20 protein-coding genes are annotated in these 20,870 nt (G+C 72.7%); 18 read left to right on the forward strand and 2 right to left on the reverse strand.

Annotation, left to right across the window (positions count from 1 at the left end; translation table 11 throughout):
- Window positions 1-197 precede the first annotated feature (197 nt).
- The 5 genes from AOM04_RS04995 (at window position 198) to AOM04_RS05015 (ending at window position 5,612) form a co-directional block, all read left to right on the forward strand.
- A complete protein-coding gene (locus AOM04_RS04995) occupies window positions 198-809 on the forward strand; it encodes a hypothetical protein (protein WP_062463233.1) in 612 nt (203 codons plus the stop codon).
- Window positions 810-891: 82 nt separating this feature from the next.
- A complete protein-coding gene (locus AOM04_RS05000) occupies window positions 892-1,845 on the forward strand; it encodes an L-lactate dehydrogenase (protein WP_062463236.1) in 954 nt (317 codons plus the stop codon).
- A gap of 162 nt (window positions 1,846-2,007) precedes the next feature.
- Window positions 2,008-3,177 (forward strand): ADP-forming succinate--CoA ligase subunit beta, encoded by a 1,170-nt coding sequence (sucC, locus tag AOM04_RS05005; RefSeq protein WP_062463240.1) that lies wholly within the window; start codon window positions 2,008-2,010, stop codon window positions 3,175-3,177.
- Window positions 3,178-3,188: 11 nt separating this feature from the next.
- Window positions 3,189-4,082 (forward strand): succinate--CoA ligase subunit alpha, encoded by an 894-nt coding sequence (sucD, locus tag AOM04_RS05010; protein WP_062463242.1) that lies wholly within the window; start codon window positions 3,189-3,191, stop codon window positions 4,080-4,082.
- 297 nt (window positions 4,083-4,379) lie between these two features.
- Entirely contained in the window at window positions 4,380-5,612 is a 1,233-nt protein-coding gene (locus AOM04_RS05015; RefSeq protein ID WP_062463245.1) for a cell division protein PerM, read from the forward strand.
- Here the strand turns inward: AOM04_RS05015 and AOM04_RS05020 are convergent.
- Window positions 5,584-6,009, reverse strand: coding sequence for a hypothetical protein (locus tag AOM04_RS05020; protein ID WP_062463248.1), 426 nt, complete (start codon window positions 6,007-6,009; stop codon window positions 5,584-5,586). The two genes, AOM04_RS05015 and AOM04_RS05020, sit on opposite strands and share 29 nt — an antisense overlap.
- Before the next feature lie 50 nt (window positions 6,010-6,059).
- Here AOM04_RS05020 and purN point away from each other — a divergent pair, with 50 nt between their 5' ends.
- Genes purN through AOM04_RS05035 form a run of 3 tightly spaced genes read left to right on the forward strand, consistent with a single transcriptional unit; the run spans window position 6,060 to window position 8,532 of the window.
- Complete coding sequence (gene purN, locus AOM04_RS05025; RefSeq protein WP_062463251.1) at window positions 6,060-6,710, forward strand: phosphoribosylglycinamide formyltransferase; 651 nt, start codon at window positions 6,060-6,062, stop codon at window positions 6,708-6,710.
- Complete coding sequence (gene purH, locus AOM04_RS05030) at window positions 6,707-8,260, forward strand: bifunctional phosphoribosylaminoimidazolecarboxamide formyltransferase/IMP cyclohydrolase (protein ID WP_062463254.1); 1,554 nt, start codon at window positions 6,707-6,709, stop codon at window positions 8,258-8,260. Before purN ends, purH begins: the two co-directional genes overlap by 4 nt.
- 8 nt (window positions 8,261-8,268) lie before the next feature.
- Window positions 8,269-8,532 carry a hypothetical protein gene (locus tag AOM04_RS05035; RefSeq protein ID WP_062463258.1) on the forward strand — a complete coding sequence of 88 codons (264 nt, stop codon included), beginning with the start codon at window positions 8,269-8,271 and terminating at the stop codon, window positions 8,530-8,532.
- 64 nt (window positions 8,533-8,596) lie between these two features.
- Here the strand turns inward: AOM04_RS05035 and AOM04_RS05040 are convergent, their stop codons facing one another.
- Complete coding sequence (locus tag AOM04_RS05040; protein ID WP_062463262.1) at window positions 8,597-9,430, reverse strand: aquaporin; 834 nt, start codon at window positions 9,428-9,430, stop codon at window positions 8,597-8,599.
- A 178-nt stretch (window positions 9,431-9,608) separates the two neighbouring features.
- Here AOM04_RS05040 and AOM04_RS05045 point away from each other — a divergent pair, with 178 nt between their 5' ends.
- The 10 genes from AOM04_RS05045 to AOM04_RS05090 all read left to right on the forward strand — a co-directional run bounded on the left by AOM04_RS05045 (window position 9,609) and on the right by AOM04_RS05090 (window position 20,774).
- Entirely contained in the window at window positions 9,609-10,826 is a 1,218-nt protein-coding gene (locus AOM04_RS05045) for an NADP-dependent isocitrate dehydrogenase (protein ID WP_062463264.1), read from the forward strand.
- Window positions 10,827-10,931: 105 nt separating this feature from the next.
- A complete protein-coding gene (locus tag AOM04_RS05050) occupies window positions 10,932-11,921 on the forward strand; it encodes a malate dehydrogenase (RefSeq protein ID WP_062463267.1) in 990 nt (329 codons plus the stop codon).
- Window positions 11,922-12,297: 376 nt separating this feature from the next.
- The gene (locus tag AOM04_RS05055; protein ID WP_082104389.1) at window positions 12,298-13,488 is read left to right on the forward strand and encodes an ROK family transcriptional regulator; all 1,191 of its coding nucleotides are present in this window, start codon (window positions 12,298-12,300) and stop codon (window positions 13,486-13,488) included.
- 61 nt (window positions 13,489-13,549) lie between these two features.
- Window positions 13,550-14,872, forward strand: coding sequence for an extracellular solute-binding protein (locus AOM04_RS05060; RefSeq protein ID WP_062463270.1), 1,323 nt, complete (start codon window positions 13,550-13,552; stop codon window positions 14,870-14,872).
- Between the two features lie 125 nt (window positions 14,873-14,997).
- Window positions 14,998-15,954, forward strand: a complete 957-nt coding sequence (locus AOM04_RS14470) for a carbohydrate ABC transporter permease (protein ID WP_062463273.1) — start codon at window positions 14,998-15,000, stop codon at window positions 15,952-15,954.
- Complete coding sequence (locus AOM04_RS14475) at window positions 15,951-16,793, forward strand: carbohydrate ABC transporter permease (RefSeq protein ID WP_228373615.1); 843 nt, start codon at window positions 15,951-15,953, stop codon at window positions 16,791-16,793. The genes AOM04_RS14470 and AOM04_RS14475 overlap by 4 nt, the downstream gene beginning before the upstream one ends.
- Window positions 16,790-18,220 carry a beta-N-acetylhexosaminidase gene (gene nagZ, locus AOM04_RS05075; RefSeq protein ID WP_082104390.1) on the forward strand — a complete coding sequence of 477 codons (1,431 nt, stop codon included), beginning with the start codon at window positions 16,790-16,792 and terminating at the stop codon, window positions 18,218-18,220. The genes AOM04_RS14475 and nagZ overlap by 4 nt, the downstream gene beginning before the upstream one ends.
- 1 nt (window position 18,221) lies before the next feature.
- A complete protein-coding gene (locus AOM04_RS05080) occupies window positions 18,222-19,118 on the forward strand; it encodes an ROK family protein (protein ID WP_062463279.1) in 897 nt (298 codons plus the stop codon).
- On the forward strand, window positions 19,111-19,893 hold the full coding sequence (locus AOM04_RS05085; RefSeq protein WP_062463975.1) for a glucosamine-6-phosphate deaminase: 783 nt from the start codon (window positions 19,111-19,113) through the stop codon (window positions 19,891-19,893). The genes AOM04_RS05080 and AOM04_RS05085 overlap by 8 nt, the downstream gene beginning before the upstream one ends.
- 2 nt (window positions 19,894-19,895) lie before the next feature.
- Window positions 19,896-20,774 carry an N-acetylglucosamine-6-phosphate deacetylase gene (locus tag AOM04_RS05090; RefSeq protein ID WP_062463282.1) on the forward strand — a complete coding sequence of 293 codons (879 nt, stop codon included), beginning with the start codon at window positions 19,896-19,898 and terminating at the stop codon, window positions 20,772-20,774.
- Window positions 20,775-20,870 lie beyond the last annotated feature (96 nt).

Consider the following 20,870-nt stretch of genomic DNA (forward strand, 5'->3'; position numbering starts at 1 on the left):
CCGCAGGTCAGCAGCTGGAAAACCACGCCACGGCCCCGGATTTCGTGGTGGCTACCGGTGTTGCCGCAAACGGCGCACTCAGGCCCGGCTGGACTGGCTCGTCGGCGGCGACGTCAAGCGCCTGGTGCTGCGCTTCAACAGCCTCGACAAGCGGTAGGCGCCGGCGCTAGCGTTCCCCCAGGCAGTCAGGGGGGACGATGCGCTGGTGGGCTCTGGGCGGGATCGCCACGGCGGTGCTGGTCGCGGTCCTCGCGGTGCCCTGGGTGCCGGCGGACGCGGCCACCACGGTGCCGGTCGAGCGCTCCTGGACGCTGGCCGACGAGGAGTCGGGGCACTGCGTCGACGTCGGGCTCTCCACCGCCCTCGAGGGGACCGAGCGGCGCCCCGTCATAGCTGCGCTGCCGTGGAGGGCGTGGACCGACACCTCGCTCGCGGGCGACACCGTCGCAAGCGTGCGCCCCGGCACGGGCTGCGACGGCAGCGGTGAGCTCACCTCGCTGAACGCCGGGATCGTGGTGGGTGACGCCACGTGCGGCGAGTGGGACTTCGCGGCGCCCACCATGAGCGACACGCTCGCCGAGACCACCTTCGGGTGCGACAGCTCGTCGCTGCGTCTCGACGTCGGCAACCTCAACCCCGCAGGCATGGAGTCGCACCAGGAGGCCGACCCGTGGTGGGGCCTGGGGCGCGACGGCTGCGTCGAGGTCATCGCGTGGGCCGAGTTCACCTGGAGGGAGGGCGAGAGCGCGCACGCGAGCGGCGCGGGCGTCCCCGAGCCCGAGCTGTTCTGCCTGTCCGACGCCGCGTGAGGCGCCGCCGGCCGCCCCCGGTCTCCCGCGCATCGTCCCCCGCCGCTAGGCTCATCCTGGACCGTTACCCCAGGAGGATGGCATGTCGGACAAGACCTCGAAGGTGTCGATCGTCGGCGCCGGTGCCGTGGGCTCGACCCTCGCCTATGCAGGCCTGATGCGCGGATTCGCGCGCACGGTCGCGCTGTACGACATCAACACGGCGAAGGTCGAGGCCGAGGCGCTCGACCTCGCGCAGGGCATCCAGTTCATGCCCGAGGCGACGGTGCTCGGCTCGTCGGACATCGGCGTGGTCGAGGGATCCGACGTGGTGGTCATCACGGCCGGCGCGAAGCAGCAGCCGGGCCAGACCCGCATGGACCTCGCGGGCGCGACCATCTCGCTCATGGACAAGGTGCTGCCGCCGCTGCTCGAGGTCGCGCCGAACGCGATCTACATCCTCGTCACCAACCCCGTCGACGTGGTCACGTACGCCGCGATCAAGAAGTCGGGCATGGACCCGTCGCGCATGTTCGGCTCGGGCACCGCGCTCGACACGTCGCGCCTGCGCCACCAGATCGCCGCGTACTGCGACATCGCGGTCGGCAACGTCCACGCGTACATCGCGGGGGAGCACGGCGACTCCGAGGTGGCGCTGTGGTCCTCGGCGACCATCGGCGGCCAGCCGCTCGTCGACTGGCGCGGGCGCGACGGCAACGTCGTCATGACCGAGGAGGTGCGCCACCAGATCCACCACGACGTCATGCGCTCCGCCTACACGATCATCGAGGGCAAGGGTGCGACCAACTACGCGGTCGGCGCCGCCGGCGCGCGCATCGTCGAGGCGGTCCTGGGCGACCAGCGCCGCATCATGCCGGTGTCGACGATGATCGACTACCCGGGCGTGGGCGAGGTCTGCATGTCGCTGCCCGCCGTGATCGGCCGCAACGGCATCGAGCACCAGGCCGTCACGCCGATGGACGACGAGGAGAAGGCGCTCCTCGAGGCGTCCGCCCGGTCGATCAAGGAGACCGCGAACCGCTTCGGCGTGGGCTGAGCCCTCGCGGGACGATGCGCGGCTCGCCTCGGTGGGCCGCGCATCGTCGCGTCCGCGGAGCGGGACCATGGTCCCGCGGTGTCGGCGGGCCTGGGTAGCATGAGTCCCGCAGCATCGGACCAGCGCGCCGACGAGGGCGCGCCCTTCGCGTGAGGACAGTGCATGGACCTGTACGAGTACCAGGCGCGCGACATGTTCGAGAAGCACGGCGTACCCGTGCTTCCGGGCATCGTCGCCGAAACCCCCGCCGAGGCGCGTGCCGCGGCCGAGCAGCTGGGCGGCGTCGTCGTCGTCAAGGCGCAGGTCAAGGTGGGCGGACGTGGCAAGGCGGGCGGCGTCAAGGTCGCCAAGACCCCGGACGAGGCCGAGGCGCACGCCGCCGCGATCCTCGGGATGGACATCAAGGGGCACACCGTGCACCGCGTGATGATCGCGGCCGGCGCCAGCATCGCCGAGGAGTTCTACTTCAGCGTCCTCCTGGACCGCGCCGAGCGCCGCTACCTCGCCATGTGCTCCGTGGAGGGCGGCATGGAGATCGAGCAGCTCGCCGTCGAGCGTCCCGACGCCCTCGCGCGCGTCGCCGTCGACCCGATCGTGGGCATCGACGAGGCCAAGGCCTACGAGATCGTGGACGCCGCCCGCTTCCCCGCGCAGCTGCGGGACCAGGTCGCCGGCGTCATCCAGAAGCTGTGGACCGTGTACGCCGAGGAGGACGCGACGCTCGTCGAGGTCAACCCGCTGGTGCGCACCGAGGACGGCAGCATCGTCGCCCTCGACGGCAAGGTCACGCTCGACGCGAACGCCGACTTCCGTCACCCCGACCACGAGGCGCTCGAGGACAAGGCCGCCGCGGACCCGCTCGAGGCGAAGGCCAAGGGCCTGGGCCTCAACTACGTCAAGCTCGACGGCTCCGTCGGCATCATCGGCAACGGCGCGGGCCTGGTCATGTCGACCCTCGACGTGGTGGCCTACGCGGGCGAGTCCTTCGGCGGCCAGAAGCCGGCGAACTTCCTCGACATCGGCGGCGGCGCGTCCGCGGCCGTCATGGCCAACGGCCTCGACGTCATCCTCAACGACCCGCAGGTGAAGAGCGTGTTCGTCAACGTGTTCGGCGGCATCACCTCGTGCATCGAGGTCGCCAACGGCATCGTGGGCGCGCTCGCGACCCTCGGCGACGAGGCGTCCAAGCCGCTCGTCGTGCGCCTCGACGGCAACGCCGTCGAGGAGGGCCGTGCGATCCTCGCCGCCGCGGACCACCCGCTCGTCACCATCGTCGAGACCATGGACGGCGCCGCGGCCAAGGCCGCCGAGCTCGCCGCCGCGGCCGCCTAAGGAGCATCGCAATGGCTATCTTCCTCACCGCCCAGTCCAAGGTGATCGTCCAGGGCATGACCGGCTCGGAGGGCATGAAGCACACCACGCGCATGCTCGCGTCGGGCACGCAGATCGTCGGCGGCGTCAACCCGCGCAAGGCCGGCACCGAGGTGGCGTTCGACGTGGACGGCGCCGAGCGCATCGTCCCCGTGTACGGCACCGTCGCCGAGGCGATCGAGGCCACCGGCGCGGACGTGTCCGTCGTGTTCGTGCCGCCGGCCTTCACCAAGGATGCCGTCATCGAGGCCGTCGACGCGGGCATGCCGCTCGTGGTCATCATCACCGAGGGCGTGCCGGTCGACGACACCGCGCAGTTCTTCACCTACGCGCAGTCCAAGGGCACGCGCCTCATCGGCCCCAACTGCCCCGGACTCATCACCCCCGGCCAGTCCAACGTGGGCATCACGCCCGCCTCGATCACGGGCCCGGGCCGCATCGGCCTGGTCTCCAAGTCGGGCACGCTGACCTACCAGATGCTCTTCGAGCTGCGCGACCTGGGCTTCACCACGGCCGTCGGCATCGGCGGCGACCCGATCGTGGGCACCACCCACATCGACTGCCTCGAGGCGTTCGAGAACGACCCCGACACCGAGGCGATCGTCATGATCGGCGAGATCGGCGGCGACGCCGAGGAGCGCGCCGCCGCGTACATCAAGGAGCACGTGACCAAGCCCGTCGTGGGCTACGTCGCCGGCTTCGAGGCGCCCGAGGGCAAGACCATGGGCCACGCCGGCGCGATCGTGTCCGGCTCGGCGGGCACCGCTCAGGCCAAGAAGGAGGCCCTCGAGGCCGCCGGTGTTCGCGTGGGGAAGACCCCGTCGGAGACCGCGCGCCTCATGCGGGAGATCCTCACCGGGGCCTGATCCCTGGAGCTCGTGGCGGGGCCCTCACCTTCGGGTGGGGGCCCCGTTCGCGTGCCCGGGGACGATGCGCGGGTCGGCCTCGGCCGCGGGCCGTTCGCTGAGCACGGTTCCTCTGACGACACGCCGGCGAGAGGGGCAGCGGCTCCCGCGCTCGCGGCGTGTCGCGGAGAGAACCGTGCGCAGCAATGGGCGAGCGGGCCTACGCGTTTCGGCGGAGCGCGCGGTGCCGGCGCGGCATTCGGGCGCCCAGGTGTGGCGGTCCGCCGATCCCGACCCGCAGCGGCGACCATGGATGCCATGCCCGCCGCCACCCCCCGACAGCCGCGCCTGGACCGCCTCAGGGCGGCGCTGCCGGGCTGGTTGGGCGGCGCGCTCGCGGGGGCCCAGTCTGCCGCGCTGTCCTACCTCGTGGTGCTCGCCCCGGCGCTCGCGGCCGTGGCCGGCGCGCCCAGCCTCGACGGCTCCGCGGCCGTCGACTGGCCCGGCGCGGCGACGGTCGCGACCGCGGTGTGGCTGCTCGGCCACGGCGTGCCCGTGACGTTCGGCGGGGCGACCGTGTCGCTGGTGCCGCTGGGCATGCCGCTCGTCAGCTTCGCGATCCTCGTGGCGCTCGCGCGCCGCTTCGCATCCAAGACCTGGACCAGCTGGGCGCTCGGCGTGACGGCCTTCGCCGCCGGCGCCGCGCTCATCGGCTGGCTCGGAGGCCCGGCGGGAGACCGCGCGCCGTCGGCCACCCGGGCCGCCCTCGTCGGCGCCGTCATCGCCGCCCCCGCCGTGGCGACCGGCATCTGGCGCGCCCACGGCGCGCGGCTGCAGCTGCTCGACCGCATCCCGGGCGAGGTGCGCGCGGGCATGCGGCTCGGCCTGGGCACCCTCGCGGGCCTCGTCGCGACCGCCGCGGCGCTCGGCGGCGCCTGGGCCGTGCTGGGCATGGACCGCATCGCGACCATCGCATCGTCCCTGCACATGGACCCGTTGGGCGCCGGCGCGCTCGCGCTGGGGGAGACGCTCTACGTCCCGACGATGGTGTGCTGGATGGTCGCATGGCTGGTCGGCCCCGGCTTCATCGTCGGCACGGGGTCGCTCTACGCGCCCGACGTCGTCACGCCCGACACCCTGCCCGCCGTGCCGCTGCTCGGCGCCCTGCCGACGGCCGCGGGCGGCTGGTGGGCGTGGGCGCCGCTCGTGGTCGTGGCGCTCGCGGTGCTCGCGCGGGCCGGGCTGCACCGCCGCATCGGCTCCGACTGGGCGTCGGCGCGCGCGACGGGCGTCGCGATCGCCGTGGTCGCGGTCGGGCTCGTCACCCTCATGGCCGTCTCGTCGGGCTCGGCGGGGCCGGGCCGCCTCGGCGAGGTGGGCGCCGAGCCCGTGCCCGTCATGCTCATCGGCACCGCGCTGGTCGGCGCGGGGTACGGCCTGGTGGCGGGCGCCGTCGCCGGGTGGCGGTGGGCGCGGGGGCGCCTGCGTGGGGACGATGCGCCGGTCGCGCCCGCACCCGACGTCAGGGAGCCGTCTGCGCCGGCACGCTGAGCCCCCACCGTGCGAGCAGGTCCAGGTAGTCCTGCTCGTACTGGTCCAGGCAGCGCTGCTGCGCGGTGTGCGTGAGGGCGCGCTGCTCGCAGTCGGCGAGGGCCTGGATCGGCTCGTGCATGATGAGCAGCCCGAAGGCGTACAGCAGCCCGAGCGCGGACACGCCGATGCCGATGCCGAGCATCGTCTTGAGCGCCGTGAGGCGGACGCCGCGCAGCAGCACGAGCGCCGTCACCATGGCGGCGATCGCGGCGGGCGCGACGACGAGCAGGGACAGCCCCCACCTGACTCCGAGCATCGGGACGATCAGGGTCGCCGCCAGGAGCGCGAGGCTCCAACGGACGGCTCGGCGAGCGCCGGCACCCACCTCGGGCGCGGCGTCGGGGGTGGGCGTCATGCGGCTCCCTCGGTCGGTGTGCACCCCAGCATGCCGATAGGCTCGACGCCGTGACAAACGCACCCCGCTCCCGGCGTGTCGTCGTGCTCGCCTCGGGAGCCGGGTCCACGATGCGCGCCGTGCTCGACGCGGCGCGCGACGAGTCCTACGGCGCGCGCGTCGTGGGTGTCATCACCGACAAGGACGACGCGGGCGCGCTCGCCATCGCGCACGAGCACGCCCTGCCGACCGCGGTGGTCCGGCTCGCGGACTTCGAGTCCCGCGCCCTGTGGGATCAGGCGATCGCGCGCACCATCGCGACGTTCGACCCCGACCTCGTGCTCCTCGCGGGCTTCATGCGCCTGCTCGGCGAGCCGACGCTCGACCGCTTCGGCGGACGCATCATCAACACGCACCCCGCCCTGCTGCCCGCCTACCCCGGTGCGCACGGGGTGAGGGACGCCCTCGCCGGGGGAGCGAAGGTGACGGGCTGCACCGTCATGCTCGTCGACGCCGGCGTGGACACCGGACCCATCGTCGCGCAGGCGGCGATCGAGGTCCTCGACGACGACACCGAGGCCACCCTCCACGAGCGCATCAAGGACGTCGAGCGGGGCCTCGTGGCCCGCACGCTCGGCCGCATGGCGCGCGACGGGTGGACCGTCACGGGCCGCTCCGTCCGCATCGGGGCCGCGCCCTCAACCATCCGGGAGGAACCATGACCGAGCGTCAGGCCGTGCGCCGCGCACTCATCTCCGTCTACGACAAGACCGGCATCGAGGAGCTCGCGACCGCGCTCGCCCACGAGGGCGTGCAGATCGTGTCCACCGGCTCGACCGCGCAGCGGATCGCGTCCGCGGGCGTCGACGTCACCCCGGTCGAGGGGCTCACCGGGTTCCCCGAGTGCCTCGACGGGCGCGTCAAGACGCTCCACCCGCGCGTCCACGCCGGCATCCTCGCCGACCGCCGCCTCCCCGACCACGTCCGCCAGCTCGAGGAGCTCGGCATCGAGGCGTTCGACCTCGTCGTGGTCAACCTCTACCCGTTCGCGGCGACCGTCGCGTCGGGCGCGGAGGACGATGCGGTGGTCGAGCAGATCGACATCGGCGGCCCGTCGATGGTGCGCGCCGCCGCCAAGAACCACCCCTCGGTCGCGGTCGTCGTCGACCCCGCCGACTACGAGTCCGTCGCCAACGCGATCGGCCACGGCGGCTTCACGCTGCCCGAGCGCACCCGCCTCGCGGCCAAGGCCTTCCGCCACACCGCGGACTACGACGTCCAGGTCGCGACCTGGATGACCGCCAAGGCCCCCGAGGAGGACGGCGCCGCGCTCGCCGGCTGGATCGGCGCATCGTTCACCCGCGAGGCCGAGCTGCGCTACGGCGAGAACCCGCACCAGGCCGCCGCGCTGTACACGGACGGCACCCGCGCGGGCATCGCCGGCGCGCGCCAGCTCCACGGCAAGGAGATGTCGTTCAACAACTACGTCGACGCGGACGCCGCCGTGCGCGCCGCGTACGACCACGCGGGCCCGGCGGTCGCGGTCATCAAGCACGCCAACCCGTGCGGCATCGCGGTCGGCGCCACCATCGCGGAGGCGCACGCCAAGGCGCACGCGACGGACCCGATCAGCGCGTTCGGCGGCGTCATCGCCGCGAACGGCGTGGTGACGGCCGAGGCGGCCCGCCAGATCGCCCCGATCTTCACCGAGGTGGTCGTGGCGCCCGGCTACGAGGACGAGGCCGTCGAGATCCTCGCGGCGAAGAAGAACCTCCGCATCCTCGAGATCGACCCCGCCCCGCTCACGGCCGAGTGGCGTCGCGTCACGGGCGGCCTGCTGGTCCAGGAGCTCGACGCGATCGACGCCCCCGGCGACGCCGCCGCGACGTGGCAGCACGTGGGCGGACCGGTGCCCGACGAGGCGACGCTCGCTGAGCTCGAGTTCGCGTGGCGCGCGTGCCGCGCGGTCAAGTCCAACGCGATCCTGCTCGCCAAGGACGGCGCCGCCGTCGGCATCGGCATGGGCCAGGTCAACCGCGTCGACTCGTGCCGCCTCGCGGTGAGCCGCGCGGGCGAGGAGCGGGCCACGGGCTCGGTCGCCGCGTCCGACGCGTTCTTCCCGTTCGCGGACGGCTTCCAGGTGCTCGCCGACGCGGGCGTCCGCGCGGTGGTCTCGCCCGGCGGCTCGGTGCGCGACGCTGAGGTGGTCGCGGCGGCCGACGCCGCCGGCGTCACGCTCGTCCACACCGGCACGCGCCACTTCTTCCACTAGGAGCACGCATGGGTGACACGACGCGCACGCCCCTCGGGGTCGCGGTCGCGGTGACGGTCGCGGTGGTCGCGATCGCGCTGTCGGGCCTCGTCGTCGGGGTGCGGGTGGCGGTGCTCGGGCTCGCGGTGTTCGCCGCGGCCGGCGCAGTCGCGCGCGTGGTGACGCCCATCGGGCGCTCGTTCTCCGTGCGCCGTCGCGCGATCGACGTCACCGTGCTGGCGGTGTTCGCCCTGGTGCTCGGGTTCCTGGGCCTCACGACCCCACTCGGCTGACGATTCCCAATGACAGATGTGACGCGTGGGACACGCGTCACATCTGTCATTGGGAATCGTGCGATCAGTCCTCGATGGTCTCGATCACCTCGACGGTGACCAGGTCCTCCTCGGGGCCGAACGCGCGGAACAGCAGGCCCGAGATGGCGGCGCCGAGGATCGGCGCGACCCAGAACAGCCACAGCTCCTTGAGCGCCCACGTCTCCGAGAAGATCGCGATGCCGGTCGCGCGGGCCGGGTTGAGCGCGCCGTTGGTGAACGGGATCGCGAGCAGCACGAGGAAGCCGACGGTGAGGCCGATCGCGAACGGCGCGATGCCGGGCACGGCGCGGTGCGACGTGACCGAGAGCACGACCGCGACGAGCAGCGCCGCGATGACGATCTCGATGATGAGGCCGGAGAGCATGTTGAAGCCGGCGGGGGAGTTGTCGCCGTAGCCGTTGGCGCCGCTCGACATGAAGTTGCGGGCGTCGTCGACGCTGGGGTGGCCCGACACGAGGCCGAACAGCAGGGCGCCCGCCACGGTCGCGCCGATCAGCTGCGCGAGGATGTACGGCGCGACGTCGCGGCCGGGGAAGCGGCCCGACAGCCACACGCCCACCGTCACGGCGGGGTTGAGGTGAGCGCCGGAGATGCCGGCGAAGATCACGGCGGCGATGACGACACCCATCGCGAAGCCGAACGCCGCGGTCAGGGTGCCGTTGTTGCCGACGCTGAGGAACAGCGCGGAGCCCACGCCCATGAGGACGAGGATGAACGTGCCCACCGCCTCGGCCAGCATGCGCGCGACGAGGCTCGGGCCGGAGACGTCCTCCCCCCACACCGCCTCGGCCATCTCCTCGGTGAACTCGTCGACGTCGGTGGCGTCGGACTCGGGATCGAACTCGGGCTGCGTCATGGCGTCCTCCTGTCAGGCGCGTCGCATCCGGCGCGCTCTGTCGCATCGTTCCACGCGCATCGTCCCTGCGCGAGAGGGCACGCGGCACGTTCCGCGCGCCCCTACGGCACCGTGACCTAGGGCCCGGACGCGTGGACTAGCCTGGTGCCACCATCCCCGAAGGTGTGAGGACTGACGCATGGCGAAGATCAAGGTCGAGGGCAAGGTCGTCGAGCTCGACGGCGACGAGATGACGCGGATCATCTGGCAGTTCATCAAGGACCGCCTCATCCATCCCTATCTCGACGTGGACCTCGAGTACTACGACCTCGGCATCGAGTCGCGCGACGCGACCGACGACCAGATCACCATCGACGCGGCGAACGCCATCAAGAAGCACGGCGTCGGCGTCAAGTGCGCGACCATCACGCCCGACGAGGCGCGTGTCGAGGAGTTCGGCCTCAAGCGCATGTACGTCTCGCCCAACGGCACCATCCGCAACATCCTCGGCGGCGTGGTGTTCCGCGAGCCGATCATCATCTCCAACATCCCGCGCCTGGTGCCGGGCTGGACCAAGCCGATCGTCATCGGCCGTCACGCGCACGGCGACCAGTACAAGGCCACAAACTTCAAGGTGCCCGGCGCCGGCAAGCTGACGGTGACCTTCACGCCCGAGGACGGCTCGGAGCCGATCGAGCACGTGGTCGCCAACTACGGCGCCGACGGCGGCGTCGCGATGGGCATGTACAACTTCAACAAGTCCATCGAGGACTTCGCGCGCGCCTCGTTCGCGTACGGCCTGCAGCGCGGCTACCCGGTGTACCTGTCGACCAAGAACACGATCCTCAAGGCGTACGACGGCCAGTTCAAGGACATCTTCGCGGACGTGTTCGAGAAGGAGTACAAGGCGGACTTCGACGCCGCCGGCATCTCCTACGAGCACCGCCTCATCGACGACATGGTCGCCGCGGCCATGAAGTGGGAGGGCGGCTACGTCTGGGCGTGCAAGAACTACGACGGCGACGTCCAGTCCGACACCGTCGCGCAGGGCTTCGGCTCGCTGGGCCTCATGACCTCCGTGCTCATGACCCCGGACGGCCAGACCGTCGAGGCGGAGGCCGCGCACGGCACCGTCACCCGCCACTTCCGCCAGCACCAGGCCGGCAAGCCCACGTCGACCAACCCGATCGCGTCGATCTTCGCGTGGACCGGCGGCCTCAAGCACCGCGGCAAGCTGGACGGCACCCCCGAGGTCACCGGCTTCGCCGAGACGCTCGAGGACGTCATCATCAAGTCCGTCGAGTCGGGCGCGATGACCAAGGACCTCGCGCTGCTCGTCGGCCCCGACCAGGAGTGGCAGACCACCGAGGAGTTCCTCGCGACCCTCGACGCCAACCTCTCGGCGCGCCTGGCCTGAGTGCCACGGGACGATGCGTCGGTGACCGGCGCATCGTCCCCACCCGGGCGGCGTCGCCCGCCCGGACCTCCCCATCCCCACCCCGCTGTAAGGAGTCACGACGACGTGAGCACCACCCCCGTCACCGTCACCGTCACGGGCGCGGCCGGCCAGATCGGCTACGCGCTCCTGTTCCGCATCGCCTCGGGCGCCATGCTGGGCGCGGACACGCCCGTGCGCCTGCGCCTGCTCGAGATCCCGCAGGCGGTCAAGGCCGCCGAGGGCACCGCGATGGAGCTCGACGACTGCGCGTTCCCGCTGCTCGACTCGGTCGAGATCTTCGACGACGCCACGAAGGCGTTCGACGGCGTCAACGTCGCGCTGCTCGTGGGTGCGCGTCCGCGCGGCCCGGGCATGGAGCGCGGCGACCTGCTCGCGGCCAACGGCGGCATCTTCGGCCCCCAGGGCGCCGCGATCAACGCGGGCGCCGCCTCCGACGTGCGCGTTCTCGTGGTGGGCAACCCGGCGAACACCAACGCGCTCATCGCCGCCTCGCACGCGCCCGACGTGCCTGCGGAGCGGTTCACGGCCATGATGCGTCTCGACCACAACCGCGCGCTCGCGCAGCTCGCCGCCCGCGCCGAGGTGGGCGTGTCCGAGGTCTCCAACGTGACGATCTGGGGCAACCACTCCGCGAAGCAGTACCCGGACGTCGCGCACGCCGTCATCGCGGGCCGCCCGGCGCCCGCCGTGATCGCGGACGATGCGTGGGTCGCGGACACGTTCATCCCGACCGTCGCGAAGCGCGGCGCGGCGATCATCGACGCGCGCGGCGCCTCCTCGGCGGCGTCCGCGGCCAACGCGGCGATCGACCACGTGCGCGACTGGACGCTCGGTACGCCCGAGGGTGCGTGGACGTCGGTGGGCCTCGTCTCGGACGGCTCGTACGGCGTGCCCGAGGGCATCATCTCCGGCTTCCCGTGCGTGTCGAAGGACGGCGCGTGGGAGATCGTCCAGGGCCTCGAGATGTCTCCGGCCGCGGAGGCCGGGCTCGCGACCTCCGTCGCCGAGCTGGTCGAGGAGCGCGACGCGGTCAAGGAGCTCGGCCTCATCTGATCCGCGGCTCAGACGCGAGGGCCCCCGGGGACGTCCCCGGGGGCCCTCGCGCGTCTCGACCCGCGGGGCTGCGGGGCTGCGCGCTGCGGGGCTGCGTACGGCCTAACCGCCGTATGAGACGACCGACCCGCACCGTCATCCCTGGTCGCGGCGGGCGGTCGGCTGTCCATGCGCCGGTTGGGGACGGGGCGAGGACGGGGCGAGGACGGGGCGAGGACGGGGCGAGGACGGGGCGAGGACGGGGCGAGGACGGGCGCGGGAGGGCGCGGGAGGGCGGCGCCACCGCGTGCGGCATGTGAACGCTTACATCACGGAGCGGTAACGATCGGTGAACAAGGGGTTGCGGATTGATTGTTAGTAACCTTTACTAACGAACATGACCCAGCAGGGGACCCACCAGGGAGCGGCGCTCGCAGCGGAGCGCGGCACGCAGACGCAGCGGCGGTTCGCGTCGGTCGTGCGCGCCGGCGCCCGCGTCACGCCGGAGCGTGCGCGCAGCCACAACCGGGCGCTCGTGCTGCAGGAGCTGTACCGCTCCGAGGGCCTCAGCCGCGCCGACCTCGCCCGCGCGGTCGGCCTCACCCGGGTCACCATCTCCGACCTCGTCGCGGACCTCATCGCCGACGACCTGGTCATCGAGCTCGGCATCCGCGCCGACGCGCGGCCCGGCAAGCCCGCGACGGTGCTCGACATCAACCGGTCCGGCTTCGCGATCGTCGCGCTCGACCTGTCCTACGACAGCCTCTTCCGCGGCGTCGTCACCGACCTCGACGGCACCGTCCTCCACCGCGAGCACATGGACGTCACCGGCGTGACCGGCGCCGCGGCCGTCGACGCCGTCGCCGAGCTCCTCGCCCGCCTCGTCGCCCGCGCCGACGCGCCCGTCCTGGGCGTCGGCGTCGGCAGCCCCGGCATCGTGGACGATGCGGGCACCGTCCTGTCCGCGCCGAACCTCGGCTGGTCCGCGGTCGCCCTGCAGGACACGCTCGCCGCCAGGACCGGCCTCCCGGTCCTGGTCGCCAACGACGCCAATGCGGCCGCCCTGGCCGAGCGCACCTTCGGGGGCGCGGACGACGACACGCTGCTCATCCGCGTGGGCCGCGGCGTCGGCTCCGGCCTCGTGGTCGGGGGCCGCCTGGTCCGCGGCGCGCACTCGGCCGCCGGCGAGATCGGCCACGTGGTGGTCGGCACCGACGGCGGCGAGACGTGCGCGTGCGGCAAGGTCGGCTGCCTCGAGACGTGGCTCGCCATCCCCCGCCTGCAGGCCCGCCTCGAGGCGGCGCGGGACGACACGGACCGCGGCGCCGTCCTGGCGGCCGCCGGCGAGCGCCTCGGCATCTCGATCTCGCCCGTGGTGGGCGCACTCAATCTTGGGGAGGTCGTGCTCAGCGGCCCCCTCGATCTTCTCGACGGCACCCTTCTCGACTCCGCCGCCGAGACGATCCGTTCCCGCACGATGGCCGACTCCCACGGCGGTCCTGCGGTACGGATGACCACGCTCGGGCGCGACATCGTCGTGCTCGGTGCCGCGGTCATGGTCCTGACAGGACAGCTGGGGGTCTTCTGACCCTCGTCCCCACCTCCGCGACCCGCTCGGCCGCGGCACCACACCAAGAAAAGGAACCGGAATGAAGAAGACGATGCTGGGGGTGACCGCGTTCGCGGCCGCCGGCGCGATCGCCCTGGCGGGCTGCTCGTCGCCCTCCGAGCCTGCTGCTTCCACCTCGGCCGACCCGACCGGTGGCGCCACCACCGCCGCCGCCGAGGACATCACCCTGTGGCTGATGGGCACCGACACGCCCGACGCGCTGATCGACTACCTCAAGACCACCTACAGCACCGAGAACGGCGGCAACCTCACCGTCGAGCAGATCGGCTGGGGCGACGCGATCGCGTCCCTCACGACCGCGCTGCCGGACTCGGCCAACACGCCCGACGTCACCGAGGTGGGCAACACGCAGGCCGCGACGTTCACCACGGTCGGCGCGTTCATGGACATCTCCGACATGTACGACGAGCTCGGCGGCGACTCGCTGCTGCCCGGCTTCGTCGAGGCCGGCTCGGTGGGCGACGCCAAGTACGCCCTCCCGTACTACTTCGGCTCCCGCCTCGTGTGGTTCCGCAAGGACCTCTACGCGCAGGGCGGCGTCGAGGTCCCGACCACGCTCGCGGACGTCACCACCGTCAACGCCTCGCTCAAGGACCAGGGCGTCGGCGGCATGTACGTGCCGGGCCAGGACTGGCGCGACGGCATCTCCTGGATCTTCGCCAACGGCGGCGACATCGCCACCTACGACGGCTCCAGCTGGAAGGCCGCGCTGTCCTCGCCCGAGGCGGTCAAGGGCATGAAGGAGTGGCAGGAGCTGTTCCAGAAGGCGTCGGTCGCCCAGGTCACCGACGACGACTCGACCGGCTACCAGGCCATCAACGACGGCTTCCTGTCGGGCACCCCGGCCGCCACCACCATGGCCCCGAACTGGGCCTACTGGTCGCTCGGCGACCTGTCCACGAACGACGCCGGCGACCAGGTCGCGACCTGGAACGACGACAAGTTCGGCGCCTACGTCCTCCCGGGCGTCGACGGCGGCACCGCGCCGGTGTTCGCGGGCGGCTCCAACATCGGCATCTCGGCTGCCACGCAGCACCCCGAGGGTGCCAAGGAGCTCATGCGGATCATCTTCTCCGAGGACTACCAGACGATGCTCGCCGAGAACGGCCTCGGCCCGGCGAACCTCGACTACTCCGCCAAGTACACCGAGGTCGCCGCGATGGGCGACCTCGCCCTCGAGGCCGCGTCGTCGGCCAAGCTCACCCCGGCCGCGCCGGGCTGGGCCGCGATCGAGGAGGCCAAGCTGATGGAGCAGTACTTCGCCGCGGTCGCGAAGGGCGGCGACGTCGAGAAGCTCGCGGCCGAGTACGACGCCAAGATCGACGCGCTGATCAACGGCTGACATACCCCCTGAGAGGCGGCGCGAGCCGCCCGGGCGGCTCACGCCGCCACCACGGGCCCGGGTGCCCCGCACCCGGGCCCGTGTCATGGGGGGACAGATCCTCAGCATCACCGAGAGGCACACCAATGACCACCACAGCGTCGGCGCCGGAGGCCACCACCGCCCCTGCCGCGCCCGCCCCGCGCTCCACCAAGCGCCGCCGGTCCCCGCTCCCGTACATCCTCGCCGCGCCCGCCGTCATCGCCCTCCTCGTGGGCCTCGGCTACCCGCTCGGCTGGCAGGTGTACAACTCCTTCCGCGAGTACGGCCTCGCACAGCAGTTCGGCCAGGCACCCACCTGGGTGGGCCTCGACAACTACGTCACGCTGCTGTCGGGCGGCGACTTCTGGGCGATCCTGCTCCGCTCCGTCATCTTCATGGCGGTCACCGCGCTTGCCACGATGGGCCTCGGCATCGCCCTCGCGCTGCTGATGAAGAACATCGCGGCGTGGGCCCGCGTCACGCTCCAGGTGGCGATGCTGCTCGCCTGGGCCATGCCCATCGTCGCCCAGATGACCGTGTGGAACTGGCTGATCGACGACCGCAACGGCGTCCTCAACTACCTGCTCAGCTTCATCCCCGGCGTGGACCTCGTGGGCCACAACTGGCTGGTGCAGCCGCTCAGCTTCTTCTTCGTCGCGTCGGTGATCATCACGTGGGCATCGGTGCCCTTCGTCGCGATGTCCGTCTACGCGGGCCTCACCCAGGTGTCGGAGGAGGTCGTCGAGGCGGCCCAGCTCGACGGCGCCGGCGGCCTCCAGATGCTGCGGCGCATCACGCTGCCGATCATCCGCCCCATCCTCGTGATCCTGCTGCTGCTCCAGTTCATCTGGGACCTGCGCGTGTACGCGCAGATCGAGCTCCTGCAGGGCTTCGGTGCCGCCGGCACCCAGTACGACCTCCTCGGCACGTACATCTACGGGCTCGGCATCGGCGAGGGCCACTTCGGCGTCGCCGCCGCGGCCGCGATGCTCGTCATGCTCTTCACCATCGCGCTCAGCTGGTTCTACGTGCGCGAGCTCCTCAAGGAGGACAACCAGTGACCACCAAGCGCTCGCCCCTGCGCCACGTCGGCGCGGGCCTCGCGATCATCCTCGCCATCGCCTGGGCGTTCCCGGTCTACTGGATGGTGAACTCCTCGTTCCTCTCCTCGACCACCATCTACTCGCTCACGCCCACGTGGGTGCCGTTCGGCGGCACGTGGACCAACTACAAGGCGGTCCTCCACGACTCGACCTTCCTCAGCTCGCTCGGCATGTCGCTCGCGATCACCGGCATCACGCTCGTGATCTGCCTGGTGTTCGCGTTCCTCGGCGCGCTCGCGATCTCGCGGTTCAAGTTCCGCGGCCGCAAGGCGCTCGTGCTTGCGATCATCCTGGTCCAGATGCTGCCCGCCGAGGCCATGTTCATCGCGCAGTACAAGATGATCTCCGGACTGGGCCTGCTCAACACCATCGGCGGAGTGACGATCATCTACCTCACCGGCGTGATCCCGTTCACCATGTGGATGCTGCGCGGATTCGTCGCCGGCGTGCCCGCCGACCTCGAGGAGGCCGCCATGATCGACGGCTGCTCGCGGTTCCAGGCCTTCATGCGGGTCACGTTCCCCCTGCTCGCCCCCGGCCTCGTCGCCTCCGGCGTGTTCGCCTTCCTGCAGGTGTGGAACGAGTTCGCGCTCGCGTCGATCCTGCTCACCTCCGAGCAGACCCAGACGCTGCCGCTGTGGCTGCGCAACTTCGCCCAGCCCTCCAGCCTCGGCATGATCGAGTGGGGCCAGGTGATGGCCGGATCGACCCTCCTCGCGATCCCCGTCATCATCTTCTTCATGTTCGTCCAGGGCCGGATGGCGCAGGGCCTCGTGGGCGGCGCGGTCAAGGGATGAGCACGGTGGTCAACCCCCTCGCCGTCCTCATGCCGGGCTTCGTGGGCCACACGCTGCCCGAGTGGCTCGAGGGGCGCCTGCGCGACGGTCTCGGCGGCGTGTGCCTGTTCGCCGCCAACGTCTCCTCCCCGGAGCAGCTGCGCGCCCTCACCGACGCGATCCACGCCGCCAACCCGCGCGCCGTGGTCGCGATCGACGAGGAGGGCGGTGACGTCTCCCGGCTCTACCAGGCCGTCGGCTCGCCGTTTCCCGGCAACGCGGTGCTCGGGAGGCTGGACGATGCGCCCGCCACCGCGGCCGTCGCGGCCCGGGTGGGCGCGGAGCTCGCCGCCGTGGGCGTGGACCTCACGCTCGCGCCGGACGTCGACGTGAACGCGGACCCCCGCAACCCCGTCATCGGCATCCGCAGCTTCGGCACCGACCCGGACCTCGTGTCGCGTCACGCGGCCGCCTGGGTCGGCGGCGTCCAGCGGGCGGGCGTCTCGGCCTGCGCCAAGCACTTCCCCGGCCACGGCGACACCGCGCAGGACTCGCATCACGCGCTTCCCACCGTGGACGCCGACGTCGACACCCTGCGTGAGCGCGACCTGCCGCCGTTCATCGCGGCGATCGAGGCCGGCACCGCGACCGTGATGACGTCGCACATCATGGTCCCGGCGCTCGACCCCGAGCTGCCGGCCACGTTCTCGCGACCCATCCTCGAGGGCCTCCTGCGCGAGCGGCTCGGCTTCACGGGCGTGATCGTCACCGACGCGCTCGACATGGCCGGCGCGTCGGCCGGCCGCGGCATCCCCGCGGCCGCCGTGCTCGCGCTCGCCGCCGGCGCGGACCTGCTGTGCCTCGGCTCGGTCAACCCGGACGAGGAGATCGGCGCGGTCGCCGCCGCCATCGAGGCCGCCGTCGCCGGCGGCACGCTCGATGCGGCGCGGGTGGCCGAGGCGTCCGACCGGTGCGCCGCGCTCGGTGCCGCCCACGCGGCCCGCCGCGCCGACGCATCGTCCACCCTGCCCGGCTTCGTGGGCGCGGATCGCGTGCGCGACACCTTCGCGGTGGACGATGCGGCGCGCGGCCTCCTCGCCGACGACCGGCCGCGCGCGTGGCTGCGTCTGGATCCGGCCGCGAACATGGCGGTCGGCCCGGCCCCGTGGGGGCCGTTCGCCGCCGGCGTCGCGCCGCTCGCGTCGCTCGGGCCCGACGGCGACCCCGCGACGCTCGCGGACGCCGTGCCGGACGGGTTCCTCGCGGTCGTGGTCGGCAAGGACAATCATCGATACCCGTGGGCGCTGGCCGCGATCGACGCGGTCCGCCGGCGGGGGGACACGGTGGTGGTGGACATGGGCTGGCCCGGGGACGAGGCCGCCGACGTCGCCACCTACGGAGCGTCACGCCTGGTCGGCGAGGCGCTGCTCGAGCTGATCGGACACTGACATGCACCTCGGCATCGACATCGGCGGCACCAAGACCGACGCCGTCGTCGTGGACGCGACGGGAGCCGTGCGCGCGCGCCACCGCCAGCCCTCGGGCTTCGGCGCGGACGCCGTCATGGCCGCCGCCCTCGCCAGCGCGCGCACCGCGTGCGACGAGGCGGGGGTCGCGCCCTCCGACGTCACCGTCGGCATCGGCAGCCCCGGCACCGTCGTCGACGGCGTGGTCTCCCACGCCGTCAACCTCGGCATCGACCGGATCGACCTCGCGGGCGAGTTCGCCGGTGCGTTCGGCGTCAGCCCGGCCGTCGACAACGACGTGAACGTCGCCGCGCTCGGCGCCTGGGTGCTCGCCGGCGACGGCGCGGACCGGTCCATGGCGTACCTCAACCTCGGCACCGGCCTCGCGGCCGGGCTCGTGCTGGGCGGCAGGGTGTGGCGCGGCGCGCGCGGCGCCGCAGGCGAGATCGGCCTCATCTCGGTCGACCCTGCCGGACCCATCGGCGCGGACGGGCTGCCCGGCGGCCTCGAGACCTACGCCTCCGGCTCGGGCCTCGCGCTGCAGTGGGGCGTCGACGGCCAGGGTGGTCCCGAGGTGGTCGCGGCGGCCGCCGCGGGCGACGCGCGGGCCCGCGACATCTGCGACCGCGCCTACTACGGGCTCGCCTCGTGCGTGCGCATCCTGGTGCTCACGCTCGACGTCGACGAGGTCGTGGTCGGCGGCGGCATGACCGCGTGGGGCGCCGAGCTCATGGACGGCGCGACCCGCATCCTCGACGCGTGGGCGGGCGCCAGCCCGTTCCTCGCGTCGCTCGACCTGGCGGCCCGCATGCGGCCGCTCGACATCGACGTACCCGTGGCCGCCGTCGGCGCCGCGATGCTGGGAGGTGGACGTGGCTGAGGTCATCGTTCTGGAGACGCCCGCGGAGGCGGGCGCGTTCGTCGCGGCGCACATCGCGGCACAGGTCCGCGAGGACCCGCGGTTCACGCTGGGCGTGGCCACGGGGTCGACGCCGCTGCCGGTCTACGAGGCGCTGCGCGCCGAGGCGGCCGCCGGCACCGACTTCACGCGGATGTCCGCATTCGCGCTCGACGAGTACGTCGGGCTGCCCGCGGGCCACCCCGAGAGCTACCGCGCCGTGGTCGACCGCGAGGTGACCGTCCCGCTGGGGCTCGACCGTGCGCGCGTGCACGTCCCCGACGGCACGCTCGAGTCGATCGCGACCGCGGGGGAGAGGTACGAGTCCGCGCTCGAGGTGCACGGCGGCGTGGACCTCCAGCTGCTCGGCATCGGCCGCACCGGCCACCTGGGCTTCAACGAGCCCGGCTCGTCGTTCGGCTCGCTCACGCGCGTCAAGACGCTCACGGAGCGCACCCGGCTCGACAACGCGCGGTTCTTCGACTCGCTCGACGAGGTCCCCATCCACTGCGTCACGCAGGGGCTCGGGACCATCCTGCGGGCGCGCCACCTGGTGCTCCTCGCGTTCGGCGAGTCCAAGGCCGAGGCGCTCGCCGCCGCGGTCGAGGGACCCTTGTCCGCGTCGATGCCGGGCTCCGCGATCCAGCTCCACCCGCGCGTCACCGTCGTCGTGGACCCCGGTGCGGCCTCGCTGCTGCGCTTCGCGGACTACTACCGTTGGGCGCAGGACCACAAGCCGGGGTGGCAGGGGATCTGAGCATGAGCGGGTTCGTCGACATCCACAGCCACGGCGGCGGCGGGCACGCGTTCGGCGCCACCGTCGACGGCACCCGCGCCGCCGTCGCGGCGCACGGCGCCCACGGGACGGCACGCATCGTCGCCTCGCTCGTGTCCGCGCCCGTGCCCGTGATCGCCCACCAGGCGCGCGTGGTCGCCGAGGCGATGGCGCTCGAGCCGGGCCTGCTCGGCATCCACCTCGAGGGGCCGTTCCTCGCGCCGGGCCGCAAGGGCGCGCACGACCCGGCGGCGCTCGCGCTGCCCACGCCCGACCTGGTCTACGCACTGCTCGAGGCGTGCGACGGGACGATGCGCCAGATCACCATCGCGCCCGAGCTCCCCGGCGCGCTGGGCGCGATCGGGACGCTCGTCGACTACGGCGTGGTGGTCGCGGTCGGGCACACCGAGTGCACGGCCGACCAGGCCCGCGCGGCGTTCGACCGCGGCGCCTCGCTCGTCACCCACGGCTTCAACGCCATGCGCGGGATCGTGGGCCGCGAGCCGGGGCCCCTTGGGGCGGCCATCGACGACCCGCAGGTGTTCATCGAGGTGATCGCCGACGGCATCCACGTCCACCCGACCAACATCGCGACGCTGTTCCGCGCCGCCCCGGGCCGCGTGGTGCTGGTGACGGACGCGATGGCGGCCGCCGCATCGTCCCCCGGGCGCTACGACCTCGGCGGCCTCGACGTCGACGTCACGATCGACGGGCGCGCGGTCGTCGCGGGCACGGACACGCTCGCGGGCTCGACCCTCACGCTCGACCGCGCCGTCGAGGTGTGCGTCGAGGCGGGCGTGCCGCGCGAGCAGGCCGTGGCGGCGGCGACCACCGTGCCGGAGCGCGTGCTCGGGCTCGCCTAGGTTCGCTCAGCACGGTTCGGTTCGCGACACGCGGGGGACAACCCGCGCATGGGCACGATTGCTCGGCGCGTCGCGATCGGAACCGTGCGCAGCGAA

It is taken from the genome of Demequina soli (assembly GCF_000971195.1).
GTDB lineage: Bacteria > Actinomycetota > Actinomycetes > Actinomycetales > Demequinaceae > Demequina > Demequina soli.

Coding starts and splice junctions, on each gene's coding strand:
- AOM04_RS04995 (WP_062463233.1), top strand. CDS start 198: ATGCGCTGGTGGGCTCTGGGCGGGATCGCCACGGCGGTGCTGGTCGCG.
- AOM04_RS05000 (WP_062463236.1), top strand. CDS start 892: ATGTCGGACAAGACCTCGAAGGTGTCGATCGTCGGCGCCGGTGCCGTG.
- sucC (WP_062463240.1), top strand. CDS start 2,008: ATGGACCTGTACGAGTACCAGGCGCGCGACATGTTCGAGAAGCACGGC.
- sucD (WP_062463242.1), top strand. CDS start 3,189: ATGGCTATCTTCCTCACCGCCCAGTCCAAGGTGATCGTCCAGGGCATG.
- AOM04_RS05015 (WP_062463245.1), top strand. CDS start 4,380: ATGCCCGCCGCCACCCCCCGACAGCCGCGCCTGGACCGCCTCAGGGCG.
- AOM04_RS05020 (WP_062463248.1), bottom strand. CDS start 6,009: ATGACGCCCACCCCCGACGCCGCGCCCGAGGTGGGTGCCGGCGCTCGC.
- purH (WP_062463254.1), top strand. CDS start 6,707: ATGACCGAGCGTCAGGCCGTGCGCCGCGCACTCATCTCCGTCTACGAC.
- AOM04_RS05035 (WP_062463258.1), top strand. CDS start 8,269: ATGGGTGACACGACGCGCACGCCCCTCGGGGTCGCGGTCGCGGTGACG.
- AOM04_RS05040 (WP_062463262.1), bottom strand. CDS start 9,430: ATGACGCAGCCCGAGTTCGATCCCGAGTCCGACGCCACCGACGTCGAC.
- AOM04_RS05045 (WP_062463264.1), top strand. CDS start 9,609: ATGGCGAAGATCAAGGTCGAGGGCAAGGTCGTCGAGCTCGACGGCGAC.
- AOM04_RS05055 (WP_082104389.1), top strand. CDS start 12,298: ATGACCCAGCAGGGGACCCACCAGGGAGCGGCGCTCGCAGCGGAGCGC.
- AOM04_RS05060 (WP_062463270.1), top strand. CDS start 13,550: ATGAAGAAGACGATGCTGGGGGTGACCGCGTTCGCGGCCGCCGGCGCG.
- AOM04_RS14470 (WP_062463273.1), top strand. CDS start 14,998: ATGACCACCACAGCGTCGGCGCCGGAGGCCACCACCGCCCCTGCCGCG.
- nagZ (WP_082104390.1), top strand. CDS start 16,790: ATGAGCACGGTGGTCAACCCCCTCGCCGTCCTCATGCCGGGCTTCGTG.
- AOM04_RS05080 (WP_062463279.1), top strand. CDS start 18,222: ATGCACCTCGGCATCGACATCGGCGGCACCAAGACCGACGCCGTCGTC.
- AOM04_RS05090 (WP_062463282.1), top strand. CDS start 19,896: ATGAGCGGGTTCGTCGACATCCACAGCCACGGCGGCGGCGGGCACGCG.